At 74.9% G+C, this 15871-nt stretch carries 16 protein-coding genes; 11 read left to right on the forward strand and 5 right to left on the reverse strand.

All coding sequences use genetic code 11. From position 1 onward, the window contains the following. Nucleotides 1-18 precede the first annotated feature (18 nt). The 5 genes from O2W14_RS18265 to O2W14_RS18285 all read left to right on the forward strand — a co-directional run bounded on the left by O2W14_RS18265 (nt 19) and on the right by O2W14_RS18285 (nt 5015). Complete coding sequence (locus tag O2W14_RS18265; protein ID WP_269177549.1) at nt 19-936, forward strand: ATP-binding cassette domain-containing protein; 918 nt, start codon at nt 19-21, stop codon at nt 934-936. Further along, nucleotides 933-1757, forward strand: a complete 825-nt coding sequence (locus tag O2W14_RS18270; protein WP_269177550.1) for an ABC transporter permease subunit — start codon at nt 933-935, stop codon at nt 1755-1757. Before O2W14_RS18265 ends, O2W14_RS18270 begins: the two co-directional genes overlap by 4 nt. 32 nt (nt 1758-1789) lie before the next feature. Continuing rightward, nucleotides 1790-2965: a sensor histidine kinase gene (locus O2W14_RS18275; RefSeq protein ID WP_269177551.1), complete on the forward strand. Its 1176-nt coding sequence runs from the start codon at nt 1790-1792 to the stop codon at nt 2963-2965. Further along, complete coding sequence (locus O2W14_RS18280; protein WP_269177552.1) at nt 2962-3618, forward strand: response regulator; 657 nt, start codon at nt 2962-2964, stop codon at nt 3616-3618. The genes O2W14_RS18275 and O2W14_RS18280 overlap by 4 nt, the downstream gene beginning before the upstream one ends. Nucleotides 3619-3764: 146 nt before the next feature. Then, nucleotides 3765-5015: an MFS transporter gene (locus tag O2W14_RS18285; protein ID WP_269177553.1), complete on the forward strand. Its 1251-nt coding sequence runs from the start codon at nt 3765-3767 to the stop codon at nt 5013-5015. Nucleotides 5016-5099: 84 nt separating this feature from the next. On the opposite strand, the gene O2W14_RS18290 is transcribed toward O2W14_RS18285, so the two are convergent. The 4 genes from O2W14_RS18290 to O2W14_RS18305 form a co-directional block, all read right to left on the reverse strand. Then, on the reverse strand, nt 5100-6113 hold the full coding sequence (locus tag O2W14_RS18290) for an LLM class flavin-dependent oxidoreductase (protein WP_269177554.1): 1014 nt from the start codon (nt 6111-6113) through the stop codon (nt 5100-5102). A 23-nt stretch (nt 6114-6136) separates the two neighbouring features. Continuing rightward, the gene (locus O2W14_RS18295) at nt 6137-6688 is read right to left on the reverse strand and encodes a sigma-70 family RNA polymerase sigma factor (RefSeq protein ID WP_269177555.1); all 552 of its coding nucleotides are present in this window, start codon (nt 6686-6688) and stop codon (nt 6137-6139) included. 83 nt (nt 6689-6771) lie between these two features. Beyond that, complete coding sequence (locus O2W14_RS18300) at nt 6772-8298, reverse strand: DUF4407 domain-containing protein (RefSeq protein WP_269177556.1); 1527 nt, start codon at nt 8296-8298, stop codon at nt 6772-6774. A gap of 80 nt (nt 8299-8378) precedes the next feature. Then, the gene (locus O2W14_RS18305) at nt 8379-8909 is read right to left on the reverse strand and encodes an NUDIX hydrolase family protein (protein WP_269177557.1); all 531 of its coding nucleotides are present in this window, start codon (nt 8907-8909) and stop codon (nt 8379-8381) included. 211 nt (nt 8910-9120) lie between these two features. Here O2W14_RS18305 and O2W14_RS18310 point away from each other — a divergent pair, with 211 nt between their 5' ends. The 6 genes from O2W14_RS18310 (at nt 9121) to O2W14_RS18335 (ending at nt 15556) form a co-directional block, all read left to right on the forward strand. After that, nucleotides 9121-9549: an excalibur calcium-binding domain-containing protein gene (locus O2W14_RS18310; protein WP_269177558.1), complete on the forward strand. Its 429-nt coding sequence runs from the start codon at nt 9121-9123 to the stop codon at nt 9547-9549. An 89-nt stretch (nt 9550-9638) separates the two neighbouring features. Beyond that, nucleotides 9639-10448: a class F sortase gene (locus O2W14_RS18315; protein WP_269177559.1), complete on the forward strand. Its 810-nt coding sequence runs from the start codon at nt 9639-9641 to the stop codon at nt 10446-10448. Between the two features lie 70 nt (nt 10449-10518). Further along, complete coding sequence (locus O2W14_RS18320) at nt 10519-12087, forward strand: serine/threonine protein kinase (RefSeq protein ID WP_269177560.1); 1569 nt, start codon at nt 10519-10521, stop codon at nt 12085-12087. 96 nt (nt 12088-12183) lie between these two features. Further along, on the forward strand, nt 12184-13077 hold the full coding sequence (locus O2W14_RS18325; RefSeq protein WP_269177561.1) for a glucose 1-dehydrogenase: 894 nt from the start codon (nt 12184-12186) through the stop codon (nt 13075-13077). Then, a complete protein-coding gene (locus tag O2W14_RS18330; protein ID WP_269177562.1) occupies nt 13074-14933 on the forward strand; it encodes a glycoside hydrolase family 15 protein in 1860 nt (619 codons plus the stop codon). Before O2W14_RS18325 ends, O2W14_RS18330 begins: the two co-directional genes overlap by 4 nt. Before the next feature lie 32 nt (nt 14934-14965). Then, nucleotides 14966-15556: a helix-turn-helix domain-containing protein gene (locus O2W14_RS18335; RefSeq protein WP_269177563.1), complete on the forward strand. Its 591-nt coding sequence runs from the start codon at nt 14966-14968 to the stop codon at nt 15554-15556. Between the two features lie 11 nt (nt 15557-15567). Here the strand turns inward: O2W14_RS18335 and O2W14_RS18340 are convergent, their stop codons facing one another. After that, nucleotides 15568-15855, reverse strand: coding sequence for a hypothetical protein (locus O2W14_RS18340; RefSeq protein WP_269177564.1), 288 nt, complete (start codon nt 15853-15855; stop codon nt 15568-15570). Nucleotides 15856-15871: the final 16 nt, after the last annotated feature.

Genomic DNA, 15871 nt, shown 5'->3' on the forward strand with positions numbered 1-15871 from the left:
GCTCAGCAGACTCGACGCATGATCGAGGTACAGCACCTGGCCAAGCGCTACGGCGAGAAGACCGCCGTCGCCGACCTGACCTTCACCGTGCGGCCCGGTGTCGTGACCGGGTTCCTCGGCCCCAACGGTGCCGGGAAGTCCACGACCATGCGGATGGTCATGGGCCTTGACCGCCCGACCTCGGGCACCGCGCTGGTCAACGGGAAGCGCTACGCCGAGCACCGGGCCCCGCTCCGTGAGGTCGGCGCGCTGCTGGAGGCCCGCGCCCTGCACCCCGGGCGCACCGCCCGCGCCCACCTGACCTCGCTGGCCGCCACCGCCGGCCTGCCCGCGAGCCGGGTCGAGGCGGTGCTCGATCTCGCCGGCATCACCGCGGTCGCCGACCAGCGGGTGGGCGGCTTCTCCCTCGGCATGGGCCAGCGCCTCGGGGTGGCCACCGCGCTCATCGGCGACCCGGCCACCGTCGTCCTGGACGAGCCGGTCAACGGCCTGGACCCCGACGGCGTGCTGTGGATCCGCACGCTCACCCGGCGACTGGCCGCCGAGGGCCGCACCGTGTTCCTGTCCTCGCACCTGATGAGCGAGATGGCGCAGACCGCCGAGCACCTGATCGTCGTCGGCCGAGGCCGGCTGCTGTCGGACTCCTCGACCGCGGCGTTCATCGAGCACGCCGGTGGGGAGTCGGTGCGGGTGCGCAGCCCGCGGGCGACCGAGCTCACCGGGCTGCTGGCCGCCGACGGCGTCACCGTGACCAGCGGGGAGACCGGGCTGCTCGACGTCCGCGGTCTGGACGCCGCCACGATCGGCGACCGCGCGCTGGCCGCCGGCATCGCCGTGCACGAGCTCACCGTCGTCCGGCCCTCGCTGGAGGACGCCTTCATGACCCTCACCCGCGACGAGCGGGAGTACCGCACCGACGAGGAGATGCACCGATGACCGCCGTCCTCGACACCCCTGCCCGCACCGTCCCGCAGACCAACGGCGGGGTCGGTGGGCTGCTGCGCGGTGAGTGGGTCAAGCTCCGCTCGCTGCGCTCGACCTGGGTCGCCCTGGCCATCGGGCTGGTGCTGATGGTGCTGCTCGGCTGGCTGTTCACCGGCACCGCCGAGTCGGGCGGACCCGGTGGGGACGGCGGCGGCCCGCCCGGGCTGTCGTTCACCGACCCGGTCGGGTTGAGCCTGGCCGGCTACCGGCTGGCCCAGCTCGCCATCGGCGTGCTCGGTGTCCTGCTGGTCACCGGCGAGTACGCCACCGGCACGATCCGCAGCACCTTCGCCGCCGTCCCGCGGCGCTGGCCGGTCGTCGTCGCCAAGGCCGCCGTCTTCTCGGCCGTCGTCTTCCTCGCCTCGCTGGTGGCCGGCGGGGCGTCCTTCCTCGTGGGGCAGGCATCGCTCGGTGACCTGGGCGTCGGCCTCGGAGCGGACGGCGTCGTGCGCGCGCTGCTGGGCCTGGCCCTCTACCTCACCGCGATCGGACTGTTCGGCATGGCGCTCGGCTGGCTGCTGCGTTCCACCGCCGGCGCCATCTCCACGCTGTTCGGGCTGGTCTTCCTGCTCCCGATCCTGGGCCAGCTGCTCCCCGCCAGCTGGGGTCCCGACGTGGTCCGGCTGCTCCCGGGCGAGGCCGGTGCCCAGGTGTTCTCCGTCGTCCCGGTCGCCGACGCCCTGGGCCCGTGGTCGGGCCTCGCGGTGCTGATCGGGTACCTCGTGGTCGGCTTCGCCGCCGCGACGGTCCTGCTGCACCGCCGGGACGCGTGACGCGGACGCTGCGAGGCGGCACCATCCCGGTCATGGACCGACGTCGCGGGCAGCTGCTGGGCGAGGTGGGCCTGCCGCTGGTGCTCGCGGTGGCGACCACCGGCATGCTGGTCCACCTGCGCGACGGCGCACCTGGCGCGGTCGAGCTGGTGGTCAGCGTGCTGCTGTGGGTGCCGGCGCTGGCCCGCCGCCGGGCGCCGCTGCCGGCGTTCGCGGCCACCGCGCTGCTGGTGGCCGCCCACTGGGTGCCCGACGGGCTGGACACCGTCGACCTGCTGCCGGCCGACGTCGCGCTGTGGGTCGCCCTGGTCGCGGTCGCCGAGCACCGCCACCTGCGCACCGCGCTGGCGGCCACGGCGGTCACCGAGCTGTTCGTGCTGGCCAGCCTGCTCGGCGACCCGCTCGACGTCCCGGTCGACGGCCCGCCCGACGGCGGCTACCCGATCGGGCTGTTCACCGCGGTGACGGTGGCCGCAGCGCTGTTCGGCCGCAACCGACGCACGCGGCAGGCGCTGCTGACCCAGCTGCGCGACCGCGCCGACCGCGCGGAGCGGGAGCGCGACCAGCAGGCCCGGATCGCCGTCGTCGAGGAGCGCAGCCGGATCGCCCGCGAGGTGCACGACGTCGTCTCGCACAACATCTCGGTCATGACCGCCCTCGCCGACGGCGCCGGGTACGCCCTGGCCACCGACGCTGGCCGTCCGCAGGCCCGCGAGGCGGTGGCCGCCATCGCCGACACCGGACGCAGCGCGATCGCCGAGATGCACCGGCTGCTGGGCGTCTTCCGCACCGACGCCTCCCGGGAACCGGCGCCCGGGCTGGCCGAGCTGCCCGCACTCGTCGAGCAGGTCCGGGCCGCCGGGCTGCCCACCACGCTCACCGTCACCGGCCGGCCGGCGCCGCTGAGCGCCACCGCGCAGCTGGCCGTCTACCGGCTGGTGCAGGAGGCGCTGACCAACACCCGCAAGCACGCCGCCGACGCCCGGCACGCCGAGGTAGACCTGAGCTGGGACGACGAGGGGCTGCACGTGCGGGTGCGCGACGACGGCACGACCACCACCTCCCCCGGTGAGGACGGCGGCCAGGGGCTGGTCGGCATGCGCGAGCGGTTCGGCGCGCACGGCGGCACGGTGCGGGCCGGGCGCGGCACCGGCGGCTGGCTGGTCGAGGCGCTGCTGCCGGTGCCGGCCACGGTGGGCGCCCCGTGACCACCGTCCTGCTGGTCGACGACGAGCCGCTGCTGCGCGTCGGGTTCGGCATGGTGCTGGCCGCGCACGACGACCTGACCGTGGTCGGGGAGGCCGGCAACGGCGCCGAGGCGGTCGAGCTGACCCGCCGGCTGCGCCCGGACGTCGTGGTGATGGACGTGCGGATGCCCGTGCTGGACGGCGTCGAGGCCACCCGGCAGATCGTCGGCGCCGGGCTGCCCAGCCGGGTCGTCGTGCTGACCACCTTCGACCTGGACGAGTACGCGTTCGCCGCGCTGCAGGCCGGCGCCAGCGGGTTCCTGCTGAAGAACACCGAGCCGGCCGGACTGGTCGCCGCGATCCGCACGGTGGCCAGCGGGGACGCCGTCGTCGCGCCCCGGGTGACCCGCCGGCTGCTGGAGACCTTCGCCGGCCAGCTCGGTGCACCCGACCGGCGGCCCGACCCCCGGCTGGCCCGGCTCACCGACCGGGAGCGGGAGGTCCTCGGGCAGGTGGCCACCGGGCGCTCCAACGCCGAGATCGCCGCCGAGCTCACCGTCTCGGAGCTGACGGTGAAGACCCACGTGGGCCGGGTGCTGACCAAGCTGGAGCTGCGCGACCGCACGCAGGCCGCCGTCTTCGCCCACCGGGAGCGGCTGGTCGTCCCCGACTGAGCCGCCCGGCCGGGTGAGTCGGCCTGCCGCCCCGAGGGTCTCCGGTTACGATCGCGTTACACCCGAACAGAACGTGTGCATCTACCTGCTGTGCCGGCTCCGCCGGTGGACCAAGGCGGCACGCCTGAGCCCACATCGCAGAGGTCATGTTCCACACGCGCCGACCCGGCAACGCGCTCGTCCGTTCCGCCGGTCTCTCCTACTTCCCGCTCGCCTTCATCGCCCGGCTGCCGTTCGCGATGATGACCGTCGGGGTGCTCACCCTGGTCGTCGCCGAGCGCGGCTCGCTCACCCTGGGCGGGCTCAACTCCGCCGCCGCGGGCCTCGGCACCGCGCTGGCCGGGCCGCTGCTCGGCGCGGCCGTCGACCGGCTGGGCCAGCGGCGGGTGCTGCTCCCGGTGGGGCTGGTCAACGCCGCCCTGCTGGGTGCCTTCCCCTTCGTGGTGACCAGCACGGCGGCCGACCCGGTGCTGCTCGCACTGTCGGTGCTGATCGGGGTCTCCGCGCCCCAGATCAGCCCGATGTCGCGCACCCGGCTGGTCGGGCTGATCCGCCGGTCGGTCGCCCCGGACCGCCGGGACAAGGTGGTCAACGGCACGATGGCCTACGAGTCGGCCGCGGACGAGACGGTGTTCGTCGTCGGGCCGTTCCTGGTCGGGCTGCTCGCCACCGCCCTCGCCCCCTGGCTGGCCGTCGCCGCCGCCGCGGTGCTGACGCTGGTGTTCGTCACCTGGTTCGCCGTGCACCCCTCCGGGCGGCTCGAGCCCGCCGCGACCCGCACGACCACGGTGCAGGCGCCCGCCGGTGAGCTGTTCCGGGCCCCGCTGGTGACGGTGGTCGTGGGCACGTTGGGCGTCGGGCTGTTCTTCGGCGCCACCCTGACCTCGCTCACCGGCTTCCTCGCCGCCGACGGCGACGGCGACCGGGCCGGGCTGCTCTACGGCGTCATGGGCATCGGGTCGGCCGTGCTCGCCCTGGGCACCGCGGCGCTCTCGACCCGGTTCACCCTGCCCGCCCGCTGGCTGACCTTCGGCGCCGTGCTGCTGGCCGCCGCCGTCCTGTTCGCGACCGCACGCTCGGTGCCGGCGCTGGTCGTCGCGCTCGCGGTGCTCGGCTGCGGCATCGGGCCGACCCTGGTCACCCTCTACGGCCTGGGCACCCGGCTCAGCCCGGCCGGCCGCTCGGCCACGACCATGACGATGCTGGGCTCGGCGGTCGTCGTCGGCCAGGCGGTCGCCTCGGCCGTCACCGGGCTGGTCACCGACTCCCTCGGCGCAGGCACGGCGCTGGCGCTCCCCGCGCTCGCCGCCGCCCTCGTGGTGGTCGCCGCGGTCGCGCACACCGCGGCCGTGCGCCGTCCGACCGCCGTCCCGCGGGTCCCCGTCCCGGCGCACTGACCCGCATCTCCCGAGGGGCGAAAGTGGCCACTTTCGCCCTTTTCGGGCGGGAGTGGCCGCTCTCGCCCCAGAGGGACGGCGGCGTCAGGTGGTGGGCGTCCAGCCGAGCGCGGGGCCGAGGCTGCCGGCGATGTCGGTGAGGATCTGCACGTAGTCCTCGGGCTCGAAGCTGAACGGCAGCGCGAAGACGACCTCCTCGACCTCGCGGAAGCCGGCGTGGGCGTACAGCTGCTCGGCGATCTGCTCGGCGGTGCCGACCAGGTCGGCGGCGAACATCAGCCGGCCCGGGCCCTGCGGCGAGCGGGTGCGCGGCGTCCGCTCGGCGGCGTAGGCCTCGTACTTGGCGCGCTGTGCGGGCGTCGCGGAGTCGGTCGGGATGACGACCAGCCCCTGCGACACCCGCCCGGCCGGGTGGACGGCCTTGAACGCCTGCACCTGGCCGGCCTGCTCGGTGGCGAAGTCCTCGGTCACCTCGGCCTTCACCACGCTGGAGGTGAGGAAGTTCAGCCCGTTCTCCCCCGCCCACTGCGCCGAGCGCAGCGACGCCCCGCCGTACCAGAGCCGGGACCGCAGCCCTGCCGAGTGCGGCTGCACGCGGTCGGACCACTCCTCGACCACGCCCTCCTTGCCGCGGAAGCCCGACGCGGGGGCGCCGTCGACGAAGCGCACGAACCGGGCGACCCGCTCGTAGGAGAAGTCCTCGACGTCGGCGGTGTCGGGGTAGAGCGCGGCCTTGACGTCGTCCCAGTGCATCGGCGGGCCGACGGAGACGCCGGGGTTGAGCCGGCCGCCGCTGAGCACGTCGACGGTGGCGAGGTCCTCGGCCAATCGCAGCGGGTTCTCCCACGCCAGCGGCGTCACCGCGGTGCCCAGCTCGATCCGCGTCGTGCGCTGGGTGGCCGCGGCCAGGACGGCGACCGGCGAGGAGATGCCGAACTGCAGGTGCCGGTGCCGCAGCCACGCACTGTCGAAGCCGAGCTGCTCGCCGAGCTCGATGACCCGCAGCGTCGTCTCGTGCCCGGCCCGTGGGTCGGCCTCGTCGAAGACGCCGATGGTCAGGAACCCGAGCTTCTGCAGCGGCACACCGGGGGCAGGCATGCCCCGATCATGCCGGGTGCCGCTCAGACCGCGGTGAGGACGCCGCCGTCCAGGACCTGCTGCAGCCGGCGCATGCCGGCCAGCATCCGGGTCTTCACGGTGCCCAGCGGAGCGCCGGTGCGCGCGGCGATCTCCCGCTGGGTGTACCCGCCCCAGTAGGCGAGCACGAGCGCCTCGCGCTGCGCCGCGGGCAGGTCGTCCAGCGCCCGGCGCACCCGTGCGTCGCCCAGCCGGTCGACGACCCGGTCGGCGAGGTCGGGCTCCTCGGTGCGGGCCCGGTCCTCCGCGTCGGCGTCGGTGCGCCGGCGGAGGGAGGCCTCGTGCCGGACGGCGTCCACCGCCTTGTGGTGCACCAGCGACAGGAACCAGGAGCCGAACGACCCGCGGGCGTCGGCGAAGGCGGCGGGGTCGCGCCAGTAGGCCAGGAACGCCTCCTGGACGACGTCCTCGGCGATCCGGTCGTCGGCGACGATCCGGCGGGCCAGGCCCAGGGCCGGGCCGGTCCAGCGGTCGAGCAGGTCCGCGAGGAGCCCGTCTGCGGTGCGGCCCTGGTCCGGACCGGCGAGTGACGTCACCTCAGGAAGATGGTGCACAACCTGGTCGCGCAAACGCCCCGTCACCCTCTCGGGTGACGGGGCGTCCTCACGCGGGGTGGGGCTCAGTTGTCGGCCAGCACGACGGTGTCGGCGACGCGGGGCGCGGGCACCGGCGGCCGGCTGGCCGTCGTCCCGAACGTCCGGACCGCGGACGGGGCGGTCATCATGGCCTCGAGCTCACCGGTGTCCAGGGTGGGCTCCAGCGACGTGACCGGCTTCGCGGCAGGAGCGGCGGCCGGAGCCGGGGTGCGGACCATCCGGCCCAGCACCCGGCGCAGGCTGCGGGCCTCGCGGCGACGCGCCTTCCGCTCGGCGGCCCGCTCGGCCTCCTCGCGGGCGGCGATCTCCCGGTCGAGGATCTCCCGGGCCATCCGGTCGGTCTCGGCCGCGACGATCAGGTCGGCCCGGGCCTGCTGCGCGCGCTGGCGGCCGTTGCGGCGGATCTCCTCCGCCTCGACGTCCTCCTCGTCGCGGGACTCCTCCAGCCGGTCGTAGGCGGTGGGCTCGGAGAAGTTGAGCATCACCTTCATCAGCACCGGCAGCAGCTCGACGGACAGGAAGAGCAGGAAGAGCATCAGGTGGGCGGTGCCGGCCGCGGGGCGGTCCTCGGCCAGCCGGTCCATCGCCTCGAGCCGGGCCAGCAGGCCGTCGCTCTGGGCGTTCTGCTCGTCGAAGGCGGCCTGCTCGGCGACCCGCGCCGAGGTCAGCCGCTGCAGCTCCGCGGTGTGGGTGGCCAGGTCGGCCTGGGCGATCGCGACGCTGCGGGCGCCGGCGCTGACCGCGTCGGTCCCGGCGGACTCGCGGGCCTGCTCCAGCGCCTGCTCGGCGCTGTCCAGCTCGGCCCGGGCGGCGTCGCGGACGTCGGCCTGCGCGGCGGCCGCGGCGGCGGCACCGAAGTAGGCCGCCCCCTGGCCCTCGTCGCCCGAGCCGCAGGTGCCGTCGAGCTCGCACTGGGCCTTTGCCTGCAGGTCGGCGTAGGTGGCCGCCTCGGCGTCGTAGGCGGCCTGCTTGGCGTCCCGCTCGGTCTGCGCCCCGGTCACCCGGGGGTCGGCGTTGGGGTCGGCCGTGCCGCCGCCGGCGAGCACGGCCTGCTCCTCGGCGATCTGCCGCTCCAGCACCGGGATCGGCGCATAGCGGGCGTCGGCGGCCAGCTCGTCGGTGAACTGCTCGGCGGCCTCGGCCTGCAGCGTGACGATCGTGGTGTCGATCTCCTTGCTGAACACCTGGAGCGTCAGCGGCGTGGAGATGACGGTGCCCAGCAGGACGGCGAGGCCGATCCGGGGCACGGCCATCGCGGTGTTGCGCAGCCAGGAGGAGTCGTGCGCCATCCCGACCAGCAGCATCCGGTCCAGGTTGACGATCACCATCCCCCAGCCGATGCCGACCAGGACGGACACCGGCCACCAGACACCCAGGGCCATGTGCAGGGCGAACGCCATGGACAGCGCCGCCAGGCCACCGGTGCTGATCAGCACGCCACCCAGGGCGACGAACTTGGCGCGGGCTCCGGGGGCGACGGCGAGCACGTCGAGCCGGGCCCCGGCGAGCACGGCCAGCCGGTCACCGGTGGTGCGATTGCGGACCTTCATGCAGACGACGTCCTCTCGGTTCTGTGCAGAACCGCTATCGGTCGCCCGCTCCCCGGTCGGTACCCCCGGCGGCTGTGAGGTCAGACGCCGAGGTGCGCCAGCGCCTGCAGCAGCAACGTGCCCTGGCCGTTGGCGAGCTCGGCGAGCACCTCGGGACGGCGCGCGTCCTCGGGTGAGAACCAGGTGAGCTCCAGCGCGTCCTGCTGCGGTGCGCAGTCGCCCTCGACCGGGACGACGTAGGCCAGCGACACCGCGTGCTGCCGCGGGTCGTGGAACGGCGTGACGCCCGGGGTCGGGAAGTACTCGGCGATGGTGAACGGCTGCGGGGCGGCCGGCACCCGCGGCAGGGCCAGCGGGCCGAGGTCCTTCTCCAGGTTCCGCAGCAGCGCCGAGCGGACCCGCTCGTGGTAGAGCACCCGGCCCGAGACCAGGGCGCGCTTGACCTGGCCGTCGCCACCGATCCGCAGCAGCAGACCGACCGCGGTCACCACGCCGTGGTCGTCCACGCGCACCGGCACGGCGTCGACGTAGAGGATCGGCAGCCGCTCGCGGGCGGAGTCCATCTCCTCCCGGGAGAGCCAGCCAGTGTCGGAGTTCGTCACCTCGGTCATGTGCACTGTCTAGCCGATGCGCAGCCGACGGTCAGCCGCTGCCCGGGGTGACCTGCCCGACGGATGGCGACCGAGGGCGTGAGGCCAACCACAACACCTGCCAGATGGACGCCGGATCTGTATCGGAACACGCCCGGCCGCGCTGTGCGGCTGCTGAGCACCACCGGCTGATGCTGGGCGCAACCACCCGGACCCACCTCCAGGAGCAGACATGCGCATCCGCCGCACCGCCCTCGCCCTCGTCCTCGCCGCCGGCATCTCCGCCCCGCTGACCGGCACCGCCTCCGCCGCCGACCGCGACTGCCCGGACTTCGCCAGCCAGGCTGACGCGCAGGCCGCCTACAACGCCGTCGCCGGCGACCCCGAGCGTCTTGACCGCGACAACGACGGCATCGCCTGCGAGACCGAGGACTACGACGCCGCTGCCGCCCCCGCCCCGGCTCCCGCTGCCGCTCCGGCCGCCGCTGCTCCCGCCGCCGCCCCGGCCCCGCAGGTCGCCGCGCGTCCCGCCGGTGCGGTCGCCGCCGGCGACGGCTCGTCGGACAGCAGCAGCACGCTGCCCTACGTCCTCGGTGGCCTGGCGTTCGCCGGCGCCGGTGGTGCGGCGATGGCCGCCCGCCGCTCCCGCAGCAACGCCTGACCGCCCTCCCACCCCGCGACAGGCGCCGCGTGCAGCACCGCGCACCCCGGACCGGCTGGCCGGACTCTCGGGTCCGACCGGCCGGTCCGGTGCGCATCGCGGGCGTCTACCCCCCGCCGCTGCCCGGCGCCGCTCGTCCGGCGTCGCCGCAGCCGGCACCCCCGCAGCCGGTACCCCCCGGCCTCCAGCTCGCCGACGACGTCCTCGCCGAGCTGCGCCGCCCGCGGGTCACCCGCTACGACCGCTCCCGCCCCGCAGCACCATCCCGGCCCAGCACCACCCGGGTCTGGACGGGCACATCGGTGGTGCTCGCCGCAGCCGGCGTCGCCGCCGTCGTCCTGGTCCCGCACGGCGGACCCCAGCCCGTGCGGCTCGACGTCCCGGTCGCGGCGTCGGTCCCCGCGCCGGTCGCCGGTCAGCCCGCCGACGCCGCGGCGCTGCAGCTGCCGGCCAGCGCGCCGGTGCGCGTGCGCATCCCTGCGCTGGGCGTCACCTCAGCGGTCATCGAGCTGGGCCTGCAGGACGACGGCTCGATGGAGGTGCCGCGCGGCGCGTACCCCGTGGGCTGGTACGACCGCAGCCCCACACCCGGTGAGCTCGGCCCCGCCGTCCTGGCCGGGCACGTCGACTGGGCGGGTGAGCCCGGCGCTCTCTACGGGCTGCGCGAGCTGCTGCCCGGCGACGAGGTCGTGGTCGAACGCGCCGACGGCACGGTGGCCACCTTCCGGGTCGACCGGGTCGAGGAGCACGACAAGGACGCCTTCCCCAGCGACGAGGTCTACGGCGACCTCCCCACGGCCGGCCTCCGGCTGATCACCTGCGGGGGCAGCTTCGACAGCGAGACCGGCGACTACGACGACAACGTCATCGTCTTCGCCACCCTGGTCTCCGGCGGCTGACCGCCCTCCCGCCGTCGACGCCGTCGCGGGCTGCTGGTCTCATGGAGTCACGTGCGGTGAGAGGAACGGCATGGAACCGAACGGCCGGCTCCTCGGGGGCCGTTACGAGCTGACCGGGCTGATCGCCACCGGTGGCATGGGCCAGGTCTGGCAGGGCCGGGACAACGTGCTGGCCCGCGACGTAGCGGTCAAGGTGCTGCGCAGCGAGTTCACCGGCGACCCCACCTTCCTCGCCCGCTTCCGGTCCGAGGCCCAGCTCGCCGCCGGTCTCGTGCACCCCAACATCGCCACGCTGTTCGACTACGGCGAGGTGCCCGCCGCCGACCCGCGCAGCGAGCACCTGGCCTACCTGGTCATGGAGCTGGTGCGCGGTGAGTCGCTGTCCACCGTGCTGCACCGCGACCGCCGGCTCACCCCCGAGCGCACGCTCGACGTGCTGCGGCAGAGCGCCGCCGGACTGGCCGCCGCGCACGCCGCCGGCGTCGTCCACCGCGACGTCAAGCCGGGCAACCTGCTGCTCGCCGACGACGGCACCGTCAAGGTCACCGACTTCGGGGTGGCCGTCACCGCCGCCAGCCAGCAGCTGACCCAGGTCGGCCAGGTCATCGGCACCGCCAGCTACCTCTCCCCCGAGCAGGCCGAGGGCGCCCGCGCCACCCCGGCCAGCGACGTCTACGCCCTGGGCCTGGTCGGCTACGAGTGCCTGTCGGGGCAACGCGCCTTCGACGGCGAGAGCTCCGTGCAGGTGCTGATGGCGCAGATCCACGACACCCCGGCGCCGCTGCCCGGTGACGTGCCCGCCCCGGTGCGGCAGCTCATCGACACCGCGATGGCCAAGGACCCGGCCCGACGGTTCCGCGACGGCGCCGCGTTCCGGGACGCCGTCGACGCCGTCCGCGGTGGCCGCGCCGCCACCGACGGCCCGCGGACGGCGGTGCTGCCCGCGTACCGCGAGGACGCGGACCGGACCGTGTCGGTCGCCGCGGTGGCCGCCGCCGGCGCCGCCGGGACCAGGCCGCCCACGGCCACGCGCGCGATGCCCCCCGTGCGCGCGGGCGCCGCACCGGAGGAGCCACGACGCCGCCGCCGGCTGCTCGTCCCGCTGCTCGCACTGCTGGCCGTCGTCGCGATCGTCCTCGGCGCCGTCGCGCTGACCAACCAGCCCGACGACGGCGCGACGGCCGCCGTGCCGACCACCACGTCGGCGGCGCCCACGCCCAGCCCGACGGCGACCAGCCCCCGGCTCAGCCCGAGCACCAGCTCGGCCGCCCCGACACCGACCGCGGCCTCCGTCGACGCAGGTGACTACCTGGGCCGCCCCGTCGAGGAGGTCGACGCCGCACTGGTCGACCTCGGGTACACCGTCGTCCGGGAGCCGCGGCCCAACCCGGCGGAGGCCGAGGGGACGGTCGTCGACCTGCAGCCCACCGGGCGGCTCGCGCGAGGCGAGACGGTGACGGTCAGCTACGCCACCGCTCCCCCGGCACCCACGCCGTCGGCCGAGCCGACCCCGACCGCCGAGCCGACCCCGACGGAGGACGAGCCGGACGAGGGCGAGCCCGACGAGGACGGGAACGGCGGGGGCAACGGCAGGGGCAGGGACGACAAGCCCGACAAGGACAGGGGCGGCAACGGCTGACCAGTCGGTCGGCGGGCCTGCCGCAGCCCGCCGCCTCCGCCCCCGCACCGGACAGCAGAGTGTGTGGCGCGCGGCCGGGTGGGGCACGCCCGGTGCATGGCCGACCAGTACACGTTCACCGACCCGACCACCCAGTACCGCACCGCGGGCTTCCCGGAGCAGCAGCAGGAGGGCACCGGCCTGGACGAGGAGCTCCAGGTCACCGCCGACCACGGCGAGGAGACCTACCGCGGCAGCGGTCGGCTCACCGGTCGCAAGGCGCTGGTCACCGGCGCGGACTCCGGCATCGGCCGCGCCGCCGCGATCGCGTTCGCCCGCGAGGGGGCCGACGTGGTGCTCAACTACCTCCCCGAGGAGCAGGCCGACGCCGAGGACGTCGCCGCGCTGGTCGAGGCCGCCGGGCAGAAGGCCGTGCTCGCCCCGGCCGACCTGTCCGACGAGACCGCCGCCCGCGCGCTGGTGCACACGGCCCTCGACGCCCTCGGCGGGATCGACATCATCGCCAACGTCGCCGGCAAGCAGGTCTACGTCGAGGACCTGGCCGACGTCACCTCCGAGCAGTTCGACGCGACGTTCAAGGTCAACGTCTACGCGCTGTTCTGGATCGTCCAGGAGGCGCTGCCGCACCTGCCGGCCGGCGCCACGATCATCAACACCAGCTCGATCCAGGCCTACCAGCCCTCCCCCGGGCTGGTCGACTACGCGACCACCAAGGCCGCGATCAACACGATGAGCAAGGCGCTGGCCCAGCAGCTGGCACCCAAGGGCATCCGGGTCAACGTGGTCGCCCCCGGGCCGTTCTGGACCCCGCTGCAGGCCAGTGGCGGCCAGCCCACCGACGCGCTGCCGGAGTTCGGCAGCGAGACCCCGATGGGCCGCGCCGGGCAGCCGGCCGAGCTCGGCCCGGTGTACGTGTTCCTCGCCTCGCAGGAGTCCAGCTACGTCACCGGCGAGACCCTCAACGTCAACGGTGGGATGCCCACCCCGTGAGCGACGCGCCCTCCACCCGGCGCCGTCCCGCCCTGCACTGGGGCGCGGACGGCGCCGGGTCCGGTCCGGTCGAGGAGCGGGACGCCGACGGCTACGCCGACCTGCGCTCCTACGCCGCGATCGGCGACGGTCGCACCATCGCGCTGGTCGCCCGCGACGGTCGGATCGACTGGCTGCCGCTGCCGGAGATGGACGCCCCGCCGGTGTTCGCCTCGCTCCTCGACGCCGAGAACGGCGGCTGCGTCGAGCTGTGCCCCGACGAGCAGTTCACCGTCGAACGGGAGTACGTCCCGCACACCAACGTGCTGACCACGACGTTCACCACCGCCTCGGGGCGGGTCCGGGTCACCGACGCGCTCAACAGCGGCATCGCCGGCCGGCTGCCCTGGTCCGAGCTCGCCCGCCGGGTCGAGGGCCTGGAGGGCTCGGTGACGATGCGCGGCGCCGTCCGGCCGGGCACCGCGCTGAACACGGTCTCCCCGTGGGTGCACCAGACCTCGCAGGGATCGGTGCTGCGGGTCGGTGACCTGACCCTCGCCGTCCGGACCCTGGACGCTGCCGAGGTGGCCGACGGCGACCGCCGGATCGACGTCACCTTCACCACCTCGCCCGACTCCCGGCACCTGCTGGCCCTGGTCGCCACCGAGCGCGAGCCGCTGTTCCTGCCCCCGGCCGACGCCGTCGACGCCGGCGTCGACCGCACCATCGCCAACTGGGCGGCGTGGAGCCGCGCCTTCGAGTGGGACGGCCCCTGGGGGACCGCGGTCCGGCGCAGCACCCTGGTGCTCAAGCTGCTGATCCACGCCTCCAGCGGGTCGATGGTGGCCGCGGCCACCGCGGCGCTGCCGGAGAACCCGGCGGGCGGGAAGAACTGGGACTACCGCTACGCCTGGGTGCGCGACTCGGCCTACGCGCTGACCGCGCTGTTCCGGTTCGGGCTGCGCGAGGAGACGCACGGGGCGATCAGCTGGTTGCTGTCCACGATCCGCCGGCACGGCCCCGAGCCGCGCGTGGTCTACACCCTCGACGGCGGGCCGGTGCCGGACGCGGAGTTCCGCGACGTGCCGGGCTGGCGGGGCAACTCCCCCGTCGCGATCGGCAACGACGCCGCCACGCAGCTGCAGCTGGGCGTCTTCGGTGACCTGTTCGCCATCGTGGCGCTCTACACGGCCAACGGGAACGTGCTCGACGCGCACACCGGTCGGCTGCTGGCCGGGATCGCCGACCTGGCCTGCGACCGGTGGCAGAGCAAGGACTCCGGCATGTGGGAACTGCCCGAGCTGCAGCACTACACGACCTCCAAGCTGGGGGCCTGGATGGCGCTGACCAAGGCCGTCGAGCTCGCCGAGGGCGGGCACGTGCCCGGCGACGACTCGCGTTGGCGCAGCGAGGCCGAGCGGATCCGCCACTGGGTCGAGGACAACTGCTGGTCCGAGGAGCGCGGTGCCTACGTCTGGTACCCCGGCAGCGACCAGCTGGACGCCTCGATCGTGCTGCACGCGATCAGCGGCTTCGACCGCGGTGAGCGGATGAGCCGCACGCTGGACGCACTGCGCGAGGAGCTCGGGGACGGCCCGCACCTCTACCGGTTCAGCGGCGCCGAGAAGGAGGAGGGCACCTTCGTGGCCTGCTCGTTCTGGATGGTGTCGGCGCTGACGCTGTGCGGCCGGGTCACCGAGGCGCGGGAGCTGATGGACGAGCTGATGGGCAGCGCCAACGACGTCGGGCTGCTGGCCGAGATGCTCGACCCGCAGACCGGTGACTTCCTGGGCAACCTCCCGCAGGCGCTGTCCCACCTGGCGCTGGTCAACGCCGCCATCACCGTGTCGGAGGCGATGGAGTCCGCGGTGGCTTGACAAACACCCTTGCCGTGGCGGCAAATGGGTGGATGAGCGACGTCGACGCCGTCCTGCAGTCGGTCGGGCCGCGGCTGCGGGTGGCCCGGCTGCAGCGGGACACCACCTTGACCCAGCTGTCGGAGACCACCGGCATCTCGATCAGCACGCTGTCCCGGCTGGAGTCCGGCCAGCGGCGGGCGACCCTGGAGCTGCTGCTGCCGCTGACCCGGGCGCTGCAGGTGCCGCTGGACTCCCTGCTCGACGAGCCCCCGTCGGCCGACCCACGGGTGCACCCGAAGCCGGTGGAGCGCAACGGCATGACCATGCTGCCGCTCACCCGGCGCCCGGGCGGACTACAGGCCTACAAGATGATCATCCCGCCGGGCCTGCCGACCGGGGACCTCGAGCTGCGCACCCACGAGGGCTACGAGTGGCTCTACGTGCTCAACGGCCGCTTCGTGCTCCTGCTCGGCAGCCAGGAGCTGGTGCTCACGCCGGGCGAGGTGGTCGAGTTCGACACCCACGTGCCGCACCTGCTGACCAACCCCGGCCCGGCGCCGGTCGAGCTCCTGGCGCTGTTCGGGCCGCAGGGCGAGCGGATGCACGTGCGCGCCCGCCCCGCGGCCCGCGCCGCCGACTGACCGGGCGGCGCTCAGTCGCTGCCGCCGCCTCCCCCACCGCCGCCGTCGGACCCGCCCCCGCCGTCCGAACCACCCGCGCCGCCGTCCGAGCCCCCGTGGCCGCCGTGCCCGTGCCCGGGTCCGCTGTCGTAGGACGCGCCGCCGTCGCCGCCCCAGACCGTCGGACCGCCGTCGCCGGAGGTCCGGCGGGCCGGCCGCGTCGACCGGGCCGGCGTGACCGGCTTCGCCGGGGCACCCACGCGGCGCACCACCACGAACAGCACGGCTGCGACCAGCACCAGGACGACCAGGTACTTCACTGCACTCCCCCGCTCA

The sequence above is a fragment of the Modestobacter sp. VKM Ac-2986 genome (assembly GCF_026967795.1).
Classification (GTDB): domain Bacteria; phylum Actinomycetota; class Actinomycetes; order Mycobacteriales; family Geodermatophilaceae; genus Modestobacter.

What these genes read in the sequence shown, in the direction of transcription:
- O2W14_RS18270 (WP_269177550.1), top strand. Translation starts at nt 933, where the DNA reads ATGACCGCCGTCCTCGACACCCCTGCCCGCACCGTCCCGCAGACCAAC.
- O2W14_RS18300 (WP_269177556.1), bottom strand. Translation starts at nt 8,298, where the DNA reads ATGAAGGTCCGCAATCGCACCACCGGTGACCGGCTGGCCGTGCTCGCC.
- O2W14_RS18310 (WP_269177558.1), top strand. Translation starts at nt 9,121, where the DNA reads ATGCGCATCCGCCGCACCGCCCTCGCCCTCGTCCTCGCCGCCGGCATC.
- O2W14_RS18265 (WP_269177549.1), top strand. Translation starts at nt 19, where the DNA reads ATGATCGAGGTACAGCACCTGGCCAAGCGCTACGGCGAGAAGACCGCC.
- O2W14_RS18285 (WP_269177553.1), top strand. Translation starts at nt 3,765, where the DNA reads ATGTTCCACACGCGCCGACCCGGCAACGCGCTCGTCCGTTCCGCCGGT.
- O2W14_RS18290 (WP_269177554.1), bottom strand. Translation starts at nt 6,113, where the DNA reads ATGCCTGCCCCCGGTGTGCCGCTGCAGAAGCTCGGGTTCCTGACCATC.
- O2W14_RS18320 (WP_269177560.1), top strand. Translation starts at nt 10,519, where the DNA reads ATGGAACCGAACGGCCGGCTCCTCGGGGGCCGTTACGAGCTGACCGGG.
- O2W14_RS18335 (WP_269177563.1), top strand. Translation starts at nt 14,966, where the DNA reads ATGAGCGACGTCGACGCCGTCCTGCAGTCGGTCGGGCCGCGGCTGCGG.
- O2W14_RS18275 (WP_269177551.1), top strand. Translation starts at nt 1,790, where the DNA reads ATGGACCGACGTCGCGGGCAGCTGCTGGGCGAGGTGGGCCTGCCGCTG.
- O2W14_RS18305 (WP_269177557.1), bottom strand. Translation starts at nt 8,909, where the DNA reads ATGACCGAGGTGACGAACTCCGACACTGGCTGGCTCTCCCGGGAGGAG.
- O2W14_RS18325 (WP_269177561.1), top strand. Translation starts at nt 12,184, where the DNA reads ATGGCCGACCAGTACACGTTCACCGACCCGACCACCCAGTACCGCACC.